This window comes from Litoribacillus peritrichatus (assembly GCF_039537985.1).
GTDB lineage: Bacteria > Pseudomonadota > Gammaproteobacteria > Pseudomonadales > Litoribrevibacteraceae > Litoribacillus > Litoribacillus peritrichatus.
On sequence record NZ_BAABBN010000012.1, the window covers coordinates 57,964 to 73,159 of the forward strand.

Annotated in this window: 14 protein-coding genes and 1 pseudogene; 6 read left to right on the forward strand and 9 right to left on the reverse strand. The window is 43.9% G+C overall.

What is annotated here, in order from left to right:
* Positions 1-101: 101 nt before the first annotated feature.
* The gene (locus ABD744_RS16695) at positions 102-1,349 is read right to left on the reverse strand and encodes an IS256 family transposase (RefSeq protein ID WP_344799689.1); all 1,248 of its coding nucleotides are present in this window, start codon (positions 1,347-1,349) and stop codon (positions 102-104) included.
* 101 nt (positions 1,350-1,450) lie between these two features.
* Here ABD744_RS16695 and ABD744_RS16700 point away from each other — a divergent pair.
* Positions 1,451-1,660, forward strand: a pseudogene (locus ABD744_RS16700) (IS110 family transposase); the annotation flags it as partial.
* A gap of 531 nt (positions 1,661-2,191) precedes the next feature.
* Complete coding sequence (locus tag ABD744_RS16705) at positions 2,192-4,843, forward strand: hypothetical protein (RefSeq protein WP_344799690.1); 2,652 nt, start codon at positions 2,192-2,194, stop codon at positions 4,841-4,843.
* 133 nt (positions 4,844-4,976) lie between these two features.
* Here the strand turns inward: ABD744_RS16705 and ABD744_RS16710 are convergent, their stop codons facing one another.
* The 8 genes from ABD744_RS16710 to ABD744_RS16745 form a co-directional block, all read right to left on the reverse strand.
* On the reverse strand, positions 4,977-5,489 hold the full coding sequence (locus ABD744_RS16710) for a hypothetical protein (RefSeq protein WP_344799691.1): 513 nt from the start codon (positions 5,487-5,489) through the stop codon (positions 4,977-4,979).
* A gap of 3 nt (positions 5,490-5,492) precedes the next feature.
* On the reverse strand, positions 5,493-5,654 hold the full coding sequence (locus ABD744_RS16715; RefSeq protein WP_344799692.1) for a hypothetical protein: 162 nt from the start codon (positions 5,652-5,654) through the stop codon (positions 5,493-5,495).
* Positions 5,655-5,745: 91 nt separating this feature from the next.
* Positions 5,746-6,930 (reverse strand): hypothetical protein, encoded by a 1,185-nt coding sequence (locus ABD744_RS16720; protein WP_344799693.1) that lies wholly within the window; start codon positions 6,928-6,930, stop codon positions 5,746-5,748.
* A gap of 147 nt (positions 6,931-7,077) precedes the next feature.
* Positions 7,078-7,443 carry a hypothetical protein gene (locus tag ABD744_RS16725; protein ID WP_344799694.1) on the reverse strand — a complete coding sequence of 122 codons (366 nt, stop codon included), beginning with the start codon at positions 7,441-7,443 and terminating at the stop codon, positions 7,078-7,080.
* Positions 7,444-7,462: 19 nt separating this feature from the next.
* Complete coding sequence (locus ABD744_RS16730) at positions 7,463-7,810, reverse strand: DUF2956 domain-containing protein (protein WP_344799695.1); 348 nt, start codon at positions 7,808-7,810, stop codon at positions 7,463-7,465.
* Between the two features lie 14 nt (positions 7,811-7,824).
* Positions 7,825-9,618, reverse strand: a complete 1,794-nt coding sequence (gene radD / locus ABD744_RS16735; protein ID WP_344799696.1) for a DNA repair helicase RadD — start codon at positions 9,616-9,618, stop codon at positions 7,825-7,827.
* A gap of 13 nt (positions 9,619-9,631) precedes the next feature.
* A complete protein-coding gene (locus ABD744_RS16740; RefSeq protein WP_344799697.1) occupies positions 9,632-10,468 on the reverse strand; it encodes a lysophospholipid acyltransferase family protein in 837 nt (278 codons plus the stop codon).
* A gap of 214 nt (positions 10,469-10,682) precedes the next feature.
* Positions 10,683-11,576: a LysR family transcriptional regulator gene (locus ABD744_RS16745; protein ID WP_344799698.1), complete on the reverse strand. Its 894-nt coding sequence runs from the start codon at positions 11,574-11,576 to the stop codon at positions 10,683-10,685.
* Positions 11,577-11,771: 195 nt separating this feature from the next.
* Between ABD744_RS16745 and ABD744_RS16750 the strand changes: the two genes are divergently transcribed.
* From ABD744_RS16750 to ABD744_RS16765, 4 genes are all read left to right on the forward strand, one after another.
* Complete coding sequence (locus tag ABD744_RS16750; protein WP_344799699.1) at positions 11,772-11,993, forward strand: tautomerase family protein; 222 nt, start codon at positions 11,772-11,774, stop codon at positions 11,991-11,993.
* 158 nt (positions 11,994-12,151) lie between these two features.
* Positions 12,152-12,754 carry a nitroreductase family protein gene (locus ABD744_RS16755; RefSeq protein ID WP_344799700.1) on the forward strand — a complete coding sequence of 201 codons (603 nt, stop codon included), beginning with the start codon at positions 12,152-12,154 and terminating at the stop codon, positions 12,752-12,754.
* A gap of 95 nt (positions 12,755-12,849) precedes the next feature.
* A complete protein-coding gene (locus tag ABD744_RS16760; RefSeq protein WP_344799701.1) occupies positions 12,850-14,004 on the forward strand; it encodes a fatty acid desaturase family protein in 1,155 nt (384 codons plus the stop codon).
* A complete protein-coding gene (locus ABD744_RS16765) occupies positions 13,994-15,082 on the forward strand; it encodes a flavin reductase family protein (protein WP_344799702.1) in 1,089 nt (362 codons plus the stop codon). The genes ABD744_RS16760 and ABD744_RS16765 overlap by 11 nt, the downstream gene beginning before the upstream one ends.
* Positions 15,083-15,196: the final 114 nt, after the last annotated feature.

The window sequence follows — 15,196 nt, forward strand, 5'->3', positions numbered from 1 at the left end:
TTAGAAGAAGATCTGTTTAACCAATTTTTCCCATCCCAAAACAGATAGTCATAAGAACCAAAACCGAGTTATTGTCAAATCTGGTGTTCGGGCAGTTTCAATTAAGCAGCTTCTTGATCGTTTTCTGCTACTTCAATCCCGTCCCTGAACTTTACTCCCGTTATTACTTTCGCTAAGTAATTAAAGCCTCGGAGCTTTCTCCATTTCTTCTCTGCACACATGCCTAACTTATACATCATGTGCAGCATACCATCTCGCGTCAGGCAGCCTTTTGAACGCTTCGTTCGATGGCGTATTGTGCCGAACGCCGACTCGATTGGGTTACTCGTGCGTAAACTTTGCCAATGCTGGGCCGGAAACCCGTAAAAGGCCAGCAATTCGTTATGGTCTTTCAGCAGGCATTCCACGACTTTCGGATACTTCGCTTCATACATCAGAATAAAGTCGTCAAACGCTTTCTCTGCCTTTTCTCGTGTCTCAGCCTGCCAGATATCATGCAATGCTTGTTTTGCTTTTGGTTGCGATGATTTCGGCAGTTTATTTAGCACATTGGCGGTTTTGTGTACCCAGCAACGCTGTTGTTGAGTCTCCATAAAGACTTCTTCCAATGCAGCCCAAAACCCCATAGCCCCATCTCCGACGGCCAATTCAGGCGTATTCATGCCCTGAGCTTTGAGTTGAAGAAGGACTTCTCGCCAGCTTTGCGTCGATTCCCGTACGCCGTCTTCAATCGCCAGAAAGTGCTTCTCGCCTTTCTCATTGACGCCAACGATTACCAGAGAGCACAGTTTGGCACTTTCAGCCCTCAAGCCACTGTAAATCCCGTCAGCCCATATATAAACCCACCGGTCGCGATTCAATGAGCGTTGTCGCCACTGCTTGTAGTCTTCGGCCCAGGTACGCTTTAAGCGTGAGACCGTACTGGCAGAAAGTCCTTTGGCATCCGGCCCGACTAAGACTTCCAATGCCGCATCCATCTCTCCAGAGGAGATTCCTTTCAGATATAGCCAGGGCAAGGCAGCCTCGACAGAACGGGTTTTGCGCACATAAGGAGGAATCAAGGCGGATCGGAATGTAACAGGCTCACCGGATTTAGCACGAACCTTCGGGACTTTTACGGTCACCGGGCCGATACCGGTCTGGATATCTCGCTCAGGCAAATATCCATTACGGACAACCTCAGCTCGACCATCAGGTAATCTCCGTTCATTTACACTGGATAACAGCTCCTGCAACTCGGCTTCAACGGCTTGCTGGATTAACTGTCGAGCCCCTGATTTCAACAGTTCTGTCAGTGGATCAAGGGTCGTATCTGGACTCGCGATATCAACAACGTTACTCTTACTCATGGTGGCGTATTCCTCGTATTGGTTTAATGCTTCGCAACATCAAATCAATCAAATACGCTGCCTTTTTTCAACCGTCCAAACACCAGATTTAGTTATAACTCCGAGGTGATGCTTATCTACGAAGTTTAGTAATCCATGGAGCAAGAGCGGTGGCGATACATGCAAAGCCAAAAGAAGACAAACTGAGCTTATGGATTAAAAACTTAATAGAAAAACGAGGTTTTAATAAAGCGATAGTTGCTCTTGCCAATAAACTGGTACGAATTGCATGGGTAATTGTCGCGAAAAATGAAAGTTATAGAACGACTTGAAGATAGAATGTATTAAGAAAGATATAGAGAAAGAAATACCCAAAGGTTGCGAAGGCAATCGGCATTAGATGATACAACAGGTCACACTGGCGCACTGAAAACCTGGTTACTCTGAAGGTACTTGGATATCGAGGGGTCGATAAGGACTTTGCGCGCGGAGGCTCATCAAGGCCAGAGGATTTAAACCTCGTAACAGGCCGGATATACGGCAGCAACCTGTCACTGTTATCTATGCGGAAAGTCCTTGCAAGTAGGGAGGAGACCATATACAGAGTAAGAAGCCAACAAGCAGAAACATTTCAAATCCAAAATCGTGAGGACTGTTGACTCCGGCTGGCTTATGGGTGACCCATTGATTCATTCGGGCTTGAGGGGGAAATGGAAAGCCAACACCAACCATATCAATGGATCAAAACCCAAAACAGCGCCTCTTCACCGTGTGACCCGCTTAACCGCATTCGACAATTAATCTGCTTACTATAGCCAACTGCGTTTACTGTTTCGTTTTATTTCGTACAAGGAAGTGAATCTATGAGTTCAACTGACCATGGCTGGTTCGAAACCGCTGAAAAATTATTATCCTCTAACGCACTAGAAACCTGTCAGCCCTTTCTTACTGCCTTAGAACAAGTAAAACAAGGTCAGGCTGAAGAGGCTATTTCTGCGCTGAAAGACCTGAACGAATTACAATATTATTTGTGCATCATTATCTTAGAAATTCAATGGGTTGACTCAGCCAGAGATAAAACAAAACTAACACTGTTTACCGAAGCTTTGCGAGAAAATGTCGCCATTGGTTCGGTTAAGAGTTCAGATATTTATTACAAATTAACCCGTGTCTGGACAGAAAAGGTTGGGATTTTATTAACCCAAGATGACATCCTGTTCCGTAATGAATTTTCATCGGGGGATGCCATCCTGAGTTCAGTCATAAAACATCTGTCTCAACAAAACTTACACCAGACAGCATTGCAATTAATGCCGCATGTTAATAGCTACTACCGTGAAACCTTAGCTAACACCTGGTCACACGTTGTTTTAGGTCTTGATGAGGGGTCTCAAAAAGATCAGGCACTGATGACCTTAGCAGGCATAGGTGCGCTACGACCAATGATTCAGAATGGAGGCGAGGAAGTATCCGCCTATGGTATTGCCATTCAGGCATTCAGTACCCTGAAATTGGACAGCGGCCACCCTGCAGTTCAAAAAAGCGTTAAAGGCCTCATGAAATTAGCTCGTCACCGTGCGCCAAAAGATGTCCGAGCAGCCGGTACCTTTGATGCGGCGGTTGCAGCGGCGAATGCTTCTGCTCAATTAAACCATGAAGGCTGGTGGGAAATAGCTACAGCCTTAAAAGACAATATCTGGGATCAGGAGCTTCAAGCTAAAGCCAACACAGCCCTGTCACTAGCCAATTATTATCGACAAGGTGAGTCAGTTTCCGAGCTGAAAGAGATTATTGAATCTATTAGGCTTGATTGGTCTCAGGTGGATGACCCGATCTCAAAAATCAATGACTTTATTTTAAGTAAAGCCTCTAAAGCACCCAGTGCAGATGATGTATTAGCCGATGCAGTAAAATCAGGTCAGGACGGGGTTGATGAACAAGTCGAACTTCGGATGATAAAAGAAGATGAAACCAATCGTTATTACACTAGGGAAGGGAATCGCTTTGTACTCGGGTGTAAGCTGTGTTTATCGGATGAAGCATTGAAGCAGATTTACAACACAATCCCTACCCATTCACAAAAAGAGGCATTAGTTAAGGGGGCAGCTCAGGGCTTTAAGGGACAACCGGATAGAGTATTGAAGTATTTAAAAATGGGTTACCCCGAAGGCGATCAGTTTGGTATTTACACTAAACGATTATTGCCCTTTCTCGATGAAGCGTTACTCCTCAAAGCCGAACAGTTCTTTATCAATAATGAAAGAACGGAACCTCTCTCTTTGTTTGCGACCCATTGGATTTTGCAAGAGGACTTGCCACGGGCAGCCCGAATTATTGCCAACCTGGGTAAGGCAACGTCTACTAACGAATGGGTACCCAACTATCGCAGAGGGGATAGAGGAAAAACTCCCTATTTAACGACGGCGGATGCAGAAATAGCCGCCCCCCCCTTACCTTACTCAGGGAAAGTAGAAGACAGCAAAGCGCTGCTAAAAACCTGTAAAACCACGGCGTTATTATTACAAACCGCCAAAGACCATTGGCAGGATCAAGCCTTTATCGCAGACGTGCTAAACGCCTCCAAGCTTAAAAAGTATCAGAAATCCATTCTTGATCGTTGTGATTTAATTAAAGTGCTTGTGGTTGCTGACGAAGTAGAACAAGCGATTGCGCTGCTGCCCTCAGTCCACACAGGAAAAAGACGTTCAGGGTCGGAGGATTATGCTCAGGCCCCCATTTTATTCATTCTGCAATATTTACGCCGTCATCCGGAAAAGATGACCTTAGCGATATTCACTCCATTACTGGATGCCATGTCAAAGGTATTTCCGCAATACATTGCTTTAGCCTATAACAGTTTGGCGCGATTGCTCTATCATTTACCATCGGCAGACCGTTCCATTGCGCAAGACAGGATCATTAGATCCGCTTACCAATTATTTCGGTATGAATGTGACCACTGCACTGTCTACCTTGGGTTATTAAAAGGAAGATTAGCCGTTGAAGGCTACGGGGAACATAATGCGACAGACATTCAAGCTTGGTTAAATGAAGTGGAACGTTTGACGGGTAAATCCGGTTGTTATATTGGCCTTAGCTGGATTATGAGCCAAATAATCAACCTCGAAACCCATTTACCGGATGCTTTGTGGCAACCTTATTGTTTAACCTTGCTGTACGACTTCCTGGAAGAGCTGGTTAGCAACAAAAGTCACAACACCTTGTTGTTTTTAGAAATGACCTATCGTAATTTATGGTCAATACAAAACACTTCGATCATGAATGCCTTATGTCAATCAAACAAGCTATCACAACTGCTGTATTCAGAGCTTTGCCGAAGCATGTGGAAAGACATTCACTTTGCACCGGAACCCTACACCCTATTAAACCTAACAAAACCCAACGAAGAAACCGCCATTGTTTTAAAACGAGAATTCATTGAAGCGCTGAGCCATGTAATGACCAATCAAGGCCACCCGGATGCTGATCGTATGGCAGGGTTAGTGATGAACTAATACCAACACGGGGTCAAGGCTTTCTGAGCAGTATAAAATGGAATCAATGGGGTCAGTAATCAAGAATCAATTGGGGACAGAGTAAGAAGCCAAATTGACTCCCACCCCATTGACTCCAATCTATCTACAGTCTCTATTCAAAAACTCGCTGTAGCGCCTTTAGTGTTTTTGGAATTTCAAGCCAAAATCCTGCACACATAAAAACCCAGCTTAGTACAAATATAACCGAGGGCATAAAGGTGAATTCTTTACCTTCGAAAATTGAGAAAATAATACTCCAGAGTATTCCTCCCAAAAAGATAATCATGAATACATTTGTAAATAAGAGCATCCTAGCTTTGATGTTAATTCTTGTCCCCTGTTCACAGGCTATATATTCACCATCAAACACAGGAAAAAAACTATTTTGATACTTTAAATTTCTATACAACTTAAAACCTGTATTACTCGCTTGTCCTTCAAAGGTTGTTCTTTTGCCCCACACTTTCCCGTTGGTCCAAAACTTTTCAACATGTGGCTCAAGCTTCGACCGCACAGTCTCTATGTCTGCATCAACATCAATACTGAGCTTTGTATAAGGGATTAGTTTCATAATTGCTTTTGTAAATTGCCCATACTTTAACTTTGAGCTGATTTGGCGAAACAAGTATTAATCTCCACCAGCTAACATTCCCTTTAATTTCTGGAGTTCGGACAGCGTTTCAAACGACTCAACATCGGTGTCTAACACATGCCAGCCAGAGGCTGTGTTAACACACAAAGGGGCTACCACCTTGGCCTCTACATCAACAGGAAGCAAATCGAAAGGCATCCAATACATTCCCGAACTTCTCAACGCTGTCGCACAAACAACTTCCTTTCATTTTCATCCCTGAATACTGAATAAAACAGTTTGTTCAGAACTAATTCAACTTACCAAATGCACTTAAGACTTGATCCTCACCCAATTCTTCAGGGGCCCCGACTTCGCTTTCAATTTCCTGATAAAGTGAGTTCGGTAAAAATTTCTTCAGTAACCCCAAGTCTGTTCCGCAGGTATAGTCATGAGCGGTGCAAAAGAAATTATCGTCTGCCGAAAGTAGCGCTCGGATTTCCGGAGAATTCACTATCCTACCGGCCAGCTCCAGATAAAAAGCATCCACAATATCGACAACATAATCAAAGTCCAATTCCTCAAGCTTGGCGTTCAGCAGCTCATCGGAGTTGTCTTGATAGAAAAACTCACATTCATAGAAATATTCCATATCAGCAGCGTTGAACCACCAAATAACAGAGTCGCCCTTCCATTTCGCGCGCTCCGAAGCGGTTGGCAGGCCTATGCTAGGAGGAAAAGGACTTTCAGAAAAATATTCCAAAACCATCCCGCTTACATCCTCCGCTTCCGGTGGACGCTCTTTAAGGCCCGCGATGATCATCGCCATTACTCGGTCCTGATACTCCGCCAACAAGGTTGACAGAGGCTTGGCTGCTTCCTCAAGGCTGTAAATCAGCGAGCTGTTTGCAAGGTCTACAATCTCTTTTACTTGGCCATCTTCGAAATCAATCCTCATTGTCTTGTATTCTTTAAGAGCACCATCGGAAGGGATGTAGGATTTTGAGAGGATACCTTGGTTATTCGAGGTATAGTTTATGATCAGCGATGCACCGTCATAATACGTTAAAAACTGTGAAGGTGAACCTTCCTCAGTCAACACTAAAAGCTCAATGAGAACCGGTTTTGTGTCCCCGTCACTGTGATAAATCTGGTATCTCTTAATGGCGTTATCGTCATAAATATAGATGTCATCATAATAGATCTTATCTCCATAGAAGGTTCTAACCAGCTCGGCCCCATGGGAACCTAAAAGTACCAGTGAGAGAGTGTCACTGCTCAGCACTTCTGGTGAGTTGACCAACAGTCTGGAGGGTGGTGTTTTATGCTGAATTTCACTTCCATAAGGCTCCAGGGAGGTAAAATAATCAGGAGACCATTTTCCACTCTCCGGATCACTGATCGCCTGCTCCAGTAAATGTGGGTAGTTATCGGTCATTGACTCAAATTCAAGAGCCAATTGCTTCAACTGGTTGCTAAAGTTTTGATCTGCCATTCATCCTTCCTTTGATGTAATGATATTTCCTGTGCTTAGTCTTTACACTGGCATATTCGGTATACGTTAAATTTAAACCCATCACTTGAAGCCACCAAATTGCCAATCAGGTCAGCTAAGGCAGCTACACAAGGTATTTTCAGGTTCTTAAGCTCGAGTATCATTCTTGTTGTGCTGATCCAATTTATTTCCGAGTCGATAGGCATCCCAACCAGAAACAACCCATAATAAAATCAGGGTGTAAGTCGCCAGATTAATCCAATCCATTTGCGACCCGGTTGGTTGAAAGCGCGCAAGTTCAATGATCTTTTCCGGAGAAAGTATTACACCTTCTGCCTCAATTTTTTTAATCACGGTCATCGCATAAGTGTAGGCTGTCGTCATTAGGTAATAAATGCACAAGGCCGCAACGCTCATAAAGGCAACACCGGGTATAAATTTTTTAAGGGCCAAGTGCCCGGCTCCCGGACAAACTAATAATGAGAGCAAAAGCCCTTTAGTCGATGATTTCATTCCTGTTTGATCCTGTTTCTTACGCATTAAAGAAAACAAACCAACTTAACCCAAATAACACCCAAGATGCGGCTAGTAAAAACCACGGTAGCCGATAATTTGCAACCTCCTCAGATTCAACTTCCGAAGCAGTTTCTGCTTGGTTCGCCGCCAATGCTTTCTTCTTTTGTTTATCAAACTCACGGGCTTTGGCTTTTTGCTGCTTCTTATATTGATCAATGCCTTTTTGAATGCCTTGAGCAATCAGTTTGGTTTGTTCCTTAGTTTGCCCTGGCTTTTGAGTACCTTTGGCAATCGCCATGGCTTCTTGCTTGGTTTCTTCTGATACAGCATTATCTTTCGATTTGTTCTTAGTATATCTGGCCATTATTGGTGGATTCTCTACAATTCATTGGCTTTACGATACGCGCCATCGTAATCAAAAATACGTTCTTTCACACGCCAAAACTTTCCCGCTTTGCGTGCAACAACAAAATCCGGTGCTGTAAAATCCCGCTGACAGGCAATTACTTGCTCCAAATCCCCAAATTCTGTGGGTTCTGAACCCTGCTTGAAACGACGTCCAAAATAAAGATTAAAGTAATGCCGCTGTCCCTTATTGGAAAGGTCAAACAACTCACTTAATTCTTCACCTTGCTCATCATGATAAATGACTTTCAGCTTGCCGTTATTCGCTTCAAATGACAAACCCGCACAACGGATGACCATTGCATTCTTCAGTTGCAACGCAGCTTTTAATTGGTCGTCAGGATCAATGATGGGTTCATGACAGGAAGTACACTCTCGTGCTGCTATGTCATTTTCTGAGCCACAATGAGGGCATTCTTTAAAACGAAAACGATAATCGCATTCAATTCGGTCGCCGTCATCTGTCTCTTCATAACCCCAACACTTACGGCCATAGTGTTCGATAAGATTGCCAGCCTCATCGACTTTGCCCCAGAAAGTGTTAGCGAAATCACACTGAGGGCAATGCACCATAACAGGCACACTTTCTGAGTTGGGCTTTTGACCACCCACTTCCGGATGAAATAAGTTAAACCCGTTGCCAGCGTAATCAATCACCAAACAATCCTTTTTACCTTCGGATAACCGTAATCCACGGCCGACTATTTGTTGATATAAACTGGCGGATTCTGTTGGTCTTAAAATGGCAATCAGATCAACATGGGGTGCATCAAAACCCGTGGTGAGCACTGACACATTAACCAAGTATTTTAATTCTCGACGTTTAAAACGACCAATCAACTCGGCTCGAAGTTTATTGGGAGTATCCCCGGTGATTAATGCCGTTTCACCTTGATCAAGATAAGTAACGATTTCCTGCGCATGTTTAACCGTTGCAGCAAAAATCATTACGCCTTGCCGGGTTTGGCCTTCTGTTGACGTCACCAATGATTTAACCTGATCAATAATTCCCTCAGTTACCCTCGGGTACTGAGCCAGCAGGTTATTCACTTCCTGTTCCGGGTACTGACCGTTCGCTCGCGCTTTTAAGCCAGAGAAATCGTAGTGGGCAATGGCCGCATCAATCAATTTGGGCGGCGTCAAATACCCTTTTTTGATCATATAATTTAATGGCAGCTCATAAATACATTTAACGAATGGTCTAATGTCTGTTGACCGTGAAAAGCCGTGATGATGGTATTGATAAATCCAGCCGATTCCCATCCGATAAGGCGTTGCAGTTAAACCAAGTACCTTTAAATTGGAATTATGAGATCGAAGCTTTTGAATTAATTGTAAGTATTGGCTCTCGTTGTTTTTTGTTTCTTCGGAGTCAATATTGACGGCGTCAACATCACCACTGACCCGATGGCATTCATCAATAATCACCAAAGAATATTCTTCAGAGAAATCATCCAGATTACGGGCTACCGACTGAATACTGGCAAACGTTACCTGATGACGAGTACTTTTTTGATTAAGGGCTGCCGAATAAATACTGGCCTGAAGACCGTAACTCTCATATTTAGCGTGATTTTGCTCAACCAGCTCCTTTACGTGTGCCAGCACCAGAATCTTACGTTTCGCTAATCGGGCCAGTTCAGCAATCACCAAACTTTTACCAGCGCCCGTCGGCAGAACGATGACCGCCGACTCATTGGTTTTACGAAAATGCTGAATCGTCGCGTTCACCGCTTCCTGCTGATAATCTCTTAAGACAAACACCATTAGAAATTTACCATCAAAGTGCGGTCAGTATTTTTCGCAGTAAACTCTTATCTGTATCTTGTTCACGAATCAACAACAGTTCCCCAATTTGATTTTCGATGGCTTCAGCGACCTGATTTCTCAACGCCATTAAAACTTCTTTATCGGATGAACTGTTGGCCGAAGCCAAAGATATAGGCTCACCAAAAGAAAAGTAAAACTTCTCAGGCCGTGGAATGACGGACAACCCTAAGCCTCGCGCCACCGGGGGAATTAGGTCGCCATTTCTCAGAACTTTCTGATAAAAGCCGGATTGTTTGATGCGTTGACTTAATAAACCATCAATGTCTTCCGCATCCCACCACACAGAATACGCATTATCAGGCCCAACACTGGCGAACGGAACAATGTCATAACCATGCTCCAGCGCCATTTGAATAAAGCCCAGGCGTTCCTTCCACACCAACTTATAGGACTCCCCTTTGCGCTTGAAAACTTCTCTTGCGCCACCCGGAAAAACCAGCACCGATTGTCTATCTGCCATCAGAGCGCTGCAAATTTCTCTGGTGCCTTCAACGATCCCCATGCTTTCAATATATGGCGTCCAGCCTGGCACATTAAAATGCATATGATCTGCCAAAGCTCTGGGCAAACGCCCAGTGCTTTTATGTATCGAGCGCAATATTAAGATAGGGTCAAGCACACCATAAATGGTGTGGTTACCTACGAATAAAACGGGGCGATCATTTGGAATATTATCTAAACCAAACGACCTTGGAGCAAAGTATCGCTCGACAGGCCGAAATAACGCATCTGTCACACGATTTACTTTTGGGGCAAAAGCCAATACATCTTCGACTTGAGAAACCATTATTATACTTCCTTGAAAAACGGGAAAACTGCCAGGCAGTTTATCAAACCAGACAAGGCATCAAACAGAAGAATCTATCTAACCGGCCGGTTTACCCATTAAAATAAAAGGTCGAACCCGCCCTTTCAGATAATTTACGCCATGCGCGTATCGCGCAAATCTCAGGCGCTTCTGCAATTTACTGACGCTTCTGTTTTCGCTGACAACTCTATACTTAGAAACCTTGCTCGGAAAATTTCTGAATCAGAAAATCAATAAACACTCGCACTTTGGCGGGTAAGAACTGACGCTCCGGGAACACCGCATAAAACGACTGCTCCGGTAACTGATAGTCAGGCAATACCGGTATTAATTCCCCGGAAGCTACCGCAGCCTGCGACACGTACAAAGGTAAACGGCCGATACCAACTCCCTGGCTGATGGCTTCTTTAAGGGCTTCACTATTATTAACGCGATAATTCCCGGAAACCTGAACCTGATGATGGTTCTCGCCGTTCGAAAGTGACCACACATTCACGTCGCTTGAGTAAGAAAAGAGCACACAGTTATGACGAGTGAGATCTTCCGGAGCGACAGGCATCCCATACTCCGTAATGTAATCCGGCGAGGCACACAAACGGCTGATACAAGGAGCCAGTTTTCGCGCCACCAAAGTAGAGTCCGCCAACTCACCCACCCGAATGGCGATGTCGTAACCGCCAGCGACTAAGTCCACCTTTTTATCGTCCAGTTGCAAACTTATCTCAACATCCGGAAATGTCTTTAAGAATTCCGGAACAATTTTAGAGAGATACAAGCGACCAAATGACATTGGCGCATTAATTCGTAACAAACCTTTCGGTAGATCCTGCATCTGACTCACCGCATCTTCCGCCTCTTTTGCTGCCGACAAAGCTTTCAACGCGTGTTCAAAGTATCGCTGACCGGCTTCGGTCAAACTCAATTTTCGGGTCGTTCTGTGAAGCAACCTGACCCCTAATTTGACTTCCAGTTGCGACACTCGCTTGCTAACAGCAGATTTCGAAACCTCCAATTTCTTAGCAGCTCCTGAAAAACTGCCGTTTTCGATCACCGCTACAAATACTTCAAGAACGCCAAAACTGTCCATACTTCCAACTATTAGTTAACCGAATCAATTGAGAAAACTCATTTAGAGAGCCAATGTAACTTACCTATTTTGTAAACATTTGCTCAACAGTTATTTTCCACAAGCAGATATTATCACCAAACAAGAAACAATCTAGTATGTACTTATCAACTATCAACAAGACGAACAATTAAAAGAAACACCAGGAGAGCCGTTATGCCCCACATCAATATTAAACACTACCCGGGATTAACAGACGAACAAAAATCTGAAATATCCAATAGAATTCAGGAAGTTATTGTATCGGTGAGCCACTGTAAACCTTCCGTTGTTTCTGTCGTCATGGAACCTGTTTCAGCAGATGAATGGCATGAGAGGGTTATTGAACCAGAATTAATAGCTAAACAATCCTTTATAACCATAAAACCAAATTACTGACCAAAAAGTTATATTTATTTAAACCACAAACTATTATGATCTTTCGTAGTCAAGATTAAGTCTCATTACGTTTAAGGTGCTGACACTCAACTTGCGCCATAAAAATGGACTTTCTTTTTGGCTCTCAAAATCGATTAAATTAAGGGAATAAACTTACAATGAAAACGTTCGAAGCAATTCAACAACGCAGAGCAATCAAACACTACGCCAATAACGCGCCAATGTCAGACGAAGAATTTCAACAGCTGATGGAAGCCGTTATTCTTTCCCCAACTTCCTACAACATTCAGAACTGGCGTTTTGTTCGTGTCACAGATCAGGCACTTCGTGCGGAACTTAAAGAAGCTGGCTGGGGCCAAGAACAAATCAGCACAGCCTCTGAACTGATTATTCTGTGTGCTAACGTTGATGCATGGAAAGAGCAGCCAGAGCGCTATTGGGCGAATGCGGATGAAACCACGCGCAACATTCTGGTGCCAATGATCAAGGATTTCTATCATGACTATCCGCAAAAGCAGCGTGACGAAGCCATGCGCTCATGCGGCATTGCATCACAAACTCTGATGCTCGCAGCTAAATCAATGGGTTATGAAACCAGCCCGATGATTGGTTTTGATGTCGATAAAGTAGCCGAATTAATTAACCTTCCGGAAAATCATTTGGTCGTGATGATGATTGCGGTTGGTAAAAGTGACACTCAACCTTACCCTCGTGGCGGCCAGCTGCCACTGAGCGAAGTGTTGGTTGAAAACGGGTTCTAAACTAAAAAAGAAACAGTTGTAACTTTATTGCCTGTAGACAAACCTTGAAAGAGATTCTACTCTTCCGCTCACTTTCTTTTACCTGAATAAAGACAATGAGCGAAAATAATAAGCCTACAGGCAATAATTACGAAGAAATCCACGCTGCTTTCGAGCACATTAAAGAAAAACACAGACGAGATCTTGGCGATACAGATGTACACTACATCAAAAAGATCAGACGATTTTCACGCCTGTTTGAAATAATTGGCCGTGGTTTAATCTGGATTCTTCCCGGCCCCTTCGCTTTGCTGGGCGTCCCCTTTCTGTTTCTTCACCGAAATCTGGAATCCATCGAAATAGGCCATAACGTCTTGCATGGCCAATACGACTCATTTGATGAAATCCCCCAGTTTCACTCACGTAAATTCCGCTGGAAAGCCCCTGTGGATGAAGCCGCCTGGCGTCAGGAGCATAATGGCATCCATCATGTACATACTAATGTGCATGAAAAAGACCCGGATCTGAATCACGGATTCTTACGAACCAATGCTCAAATCCCTCATAACGTCTGGCACTATTTTCAGGTACCTATCTATTTATTCTTCGTATATCCAGCCATGCTGTATAACTTTAATTCTCAAAACCTGGGAAAAAACGACAAGTTTCGTGAACAAAGATTTCCTTTAGGCAACCAGGGCTATGCAACGTTCGAAAACAGTGAAGCTCTGACAGATGACGAAATCAAAAAACGCCACCGTCGTTCCATTTGGCGCGTTTGGGTGAAGGAATACGGGGTTTTTCCTCTGCTTGCATTGTTCACTGGTTCGGGATTTTTTAAAGTTTTCCTCGCTAACCTGCTTGCGGATGCATTGAACAACTACTGGATTGCCCTGACCATCCAGGCCACTCATTTAACGGAACCCCTGCAACCGGAAGATGCGATTAAACACCAAGGCAAGTGGTATGTCTCGCAATTGGATTCTTCGGTCAATTTTAAAGGGTCACGATTGCAGAGCATTCTTTGGGGCCATTTAAACTATCAAGTCGAACATCATTTGTACCCGGATATCCCTTCACACAGATACCCTGACATCGCACTTGAAGTACAGGCCGTATGTAAAAAATACAACTTACCGTACAAAACGAACGAAAGTTGGTGGCAAGCCATTCGCAACTACATAGGACTTCTGTGGCAATATTCTTTTGATAAAAAAGATCAACAAGTAGCGCCTTCTTTTTTAGAAAAGGAAACTTCCAATGTTGGGTAAGATGAAACAAAAACTACACCCTTTATTGATCAAGCACTTAGGAAGAGATCGCCTAGAGTACTTCGCCAGCAATACGATGAATATAGCGACCCAGGCGTTTGATTCCTTCATATGGAGCTATCAATGCCAAGCAAAGATCATCGAAGTTCGTCAGGAAACAGCGGACACCAAAACCTTTGTGTTATTGCCAAATCAGCATTTCAAACAACCTCTGCCCGGACAACACATCGAGATCACCGTAGACACTGACAACTCTGGCTCACCCACCGCTCGTTGTTATACATTATCTGAAATCCAGCAAGACACGGTTTCCATCACCGTGAAAAATAACCCGGATGGAAAAGTGTCATCCTGGCTCCATCAATACGGCAGAGCTGGCATGATCCTTAATATATCTTCGCCCAGAGGACAGTTCATTTATCGTTCTCAGGAAAAGCTCTTGTTTGTTTCAGCCGGTTCAGGAGTGACTCCTTGTTTCGCCATGCTCAAGGCACTTGAAAGCACTAAAAAGCCCGTCGACATTGCCTTTTATTACCGCACCAGAAACCCCGAACAAACCATTTTTCAGAAACAACTGGAACAGACCGGTCAATCCGTCACTGTCAACTTTAGCTATTCGCAACCAAAGGATACTTCCTCTCAAGCGCACTTGCCCCATCAACTGGCAGAAATGTATCCAGACATTAACGAAAGACATATTTATTTATGTGGGCCAGAATCATTCAAAAATGAGGTCGTCGCCCATTTGAAGTCCACGGGTTATGATTTGGATAATCTCCAGGTGGAGAACTTCCGCCCTCCTGAGGTCTCTGTCGATGAATCCAGCCGACTGGAAGGCCGTGCATCCGTCCTGCTGAAAGAAAGAAACATACAGTTTGAAATTGATGCCCAAACCAACCAAACAATTCTTGAAGCCGCAGAATCTCAAGGCATACAACTTGAACATGGCTGCCGAACCGGGATGTGTGGGACTTGCCGTACACGCTTAATCTCAGGCAAAGTCTCCGGCCAACAATTAGGTAACAGCATCTACCCCTGTACCAGCTATCCGGCCTCGTCCAAGATCGTGCTTGAATAACACAATTCATCGCCAGATTAGCAACTGGATAAGTTGCTAATCTGGCACTCCATAACCTACCCTGTAACTCTACAGTCTCTTAATTTTATTGATCTGAAACACTTACTGATATAT

Coding starts and splice junctions, on each gene's coding strand:
- radD (WP_344799696.1), bottom strand. CDS start 9,618: ATGGTGTTTGTCTTAAGAGATTATCAGCAGGAAGCGGTGAACGCGACG.
- ABD744_RS16720 (WP_344799693.1), bottom strand. CDS start 6,930: ATGGCAGATCAAAACTTTAGCAACCAGTTGAAGCAATTGGCTCTTGAA.
- ABD744_RS16760 (WP_344799701.1), top strand. CDS start 12,850: ATGAGCGAAAATAATAAGCCTACAGGCAATAATTACGAAGAAATCCAC.
- ABD744_RS16755 (WP_344799700.1), top strand. CDS start 12,152: ATGAAAACGTTCGAAGCAATTCAACAACGCAGAGCAATCAAACACTAC.
- ABD744_RS16740 (WP_344799697.1), bottom strand. CDS start 10,468: ATGGTTTCTCAAGTCGAAGATGTATTGGCTTTTGCCCCAAAAGTAAAT.
- ABD744_RS16745 (WP_344799698.1), bottom strand. CDS start 11,576: ATGGACAGTTTTGGCGTTCTTGAAGTATTTGTAGCGGTGATCGAAAAC.
- ABD744_RS16715 (WP_344799692.1), bottom strand. CDS start 5,654: ATGCCTTTCGATTTGCTTCCTGTTGATGTAGAGGCCAAGGTGGTAGCC.
- ABD744_RS16725 (WP_344799694.1), bottom strand. CDS start 7,443: ATGAAATCATCGACTAAAGGGCTTTTGCTCTCATTATTAGTTTGTCCG.
- ABD744_RS16750 (WP_344799699.1), top strand. CDS start 11,772: ATGCCCCACATCAATATTAAACACTACCCGGGATTAACAGACGAACAA.
- ABD744_RS16705 (WP_344799690.1), top strand. CDS start 2,192: ATGAGTTCAACTGACCATGGCTGGTTCGAAACCGCTGAAAAATTATTA.
- ABD744_RS16765 (WP_344799702.1), top strand. CDS start 13,994: ATGTTGGGTAAGATGAAACAAAAACTACACCCTTTATTGATCAAGCAC.
- ABD744_RS16695 (WP_344799689.1), bottom strand. CDS start 1,349: ATGAGTAAGAGTAACGTTGTTGATATCGCGAGTCCAGATACGACCCTT.
- ABD744_RS16730 (WP_344799695.1), bottom strand. CDS start 7,810: ATGGCCAGATATACTAAGAACAAATCGAAAGATAATGCTGTATCAGAA.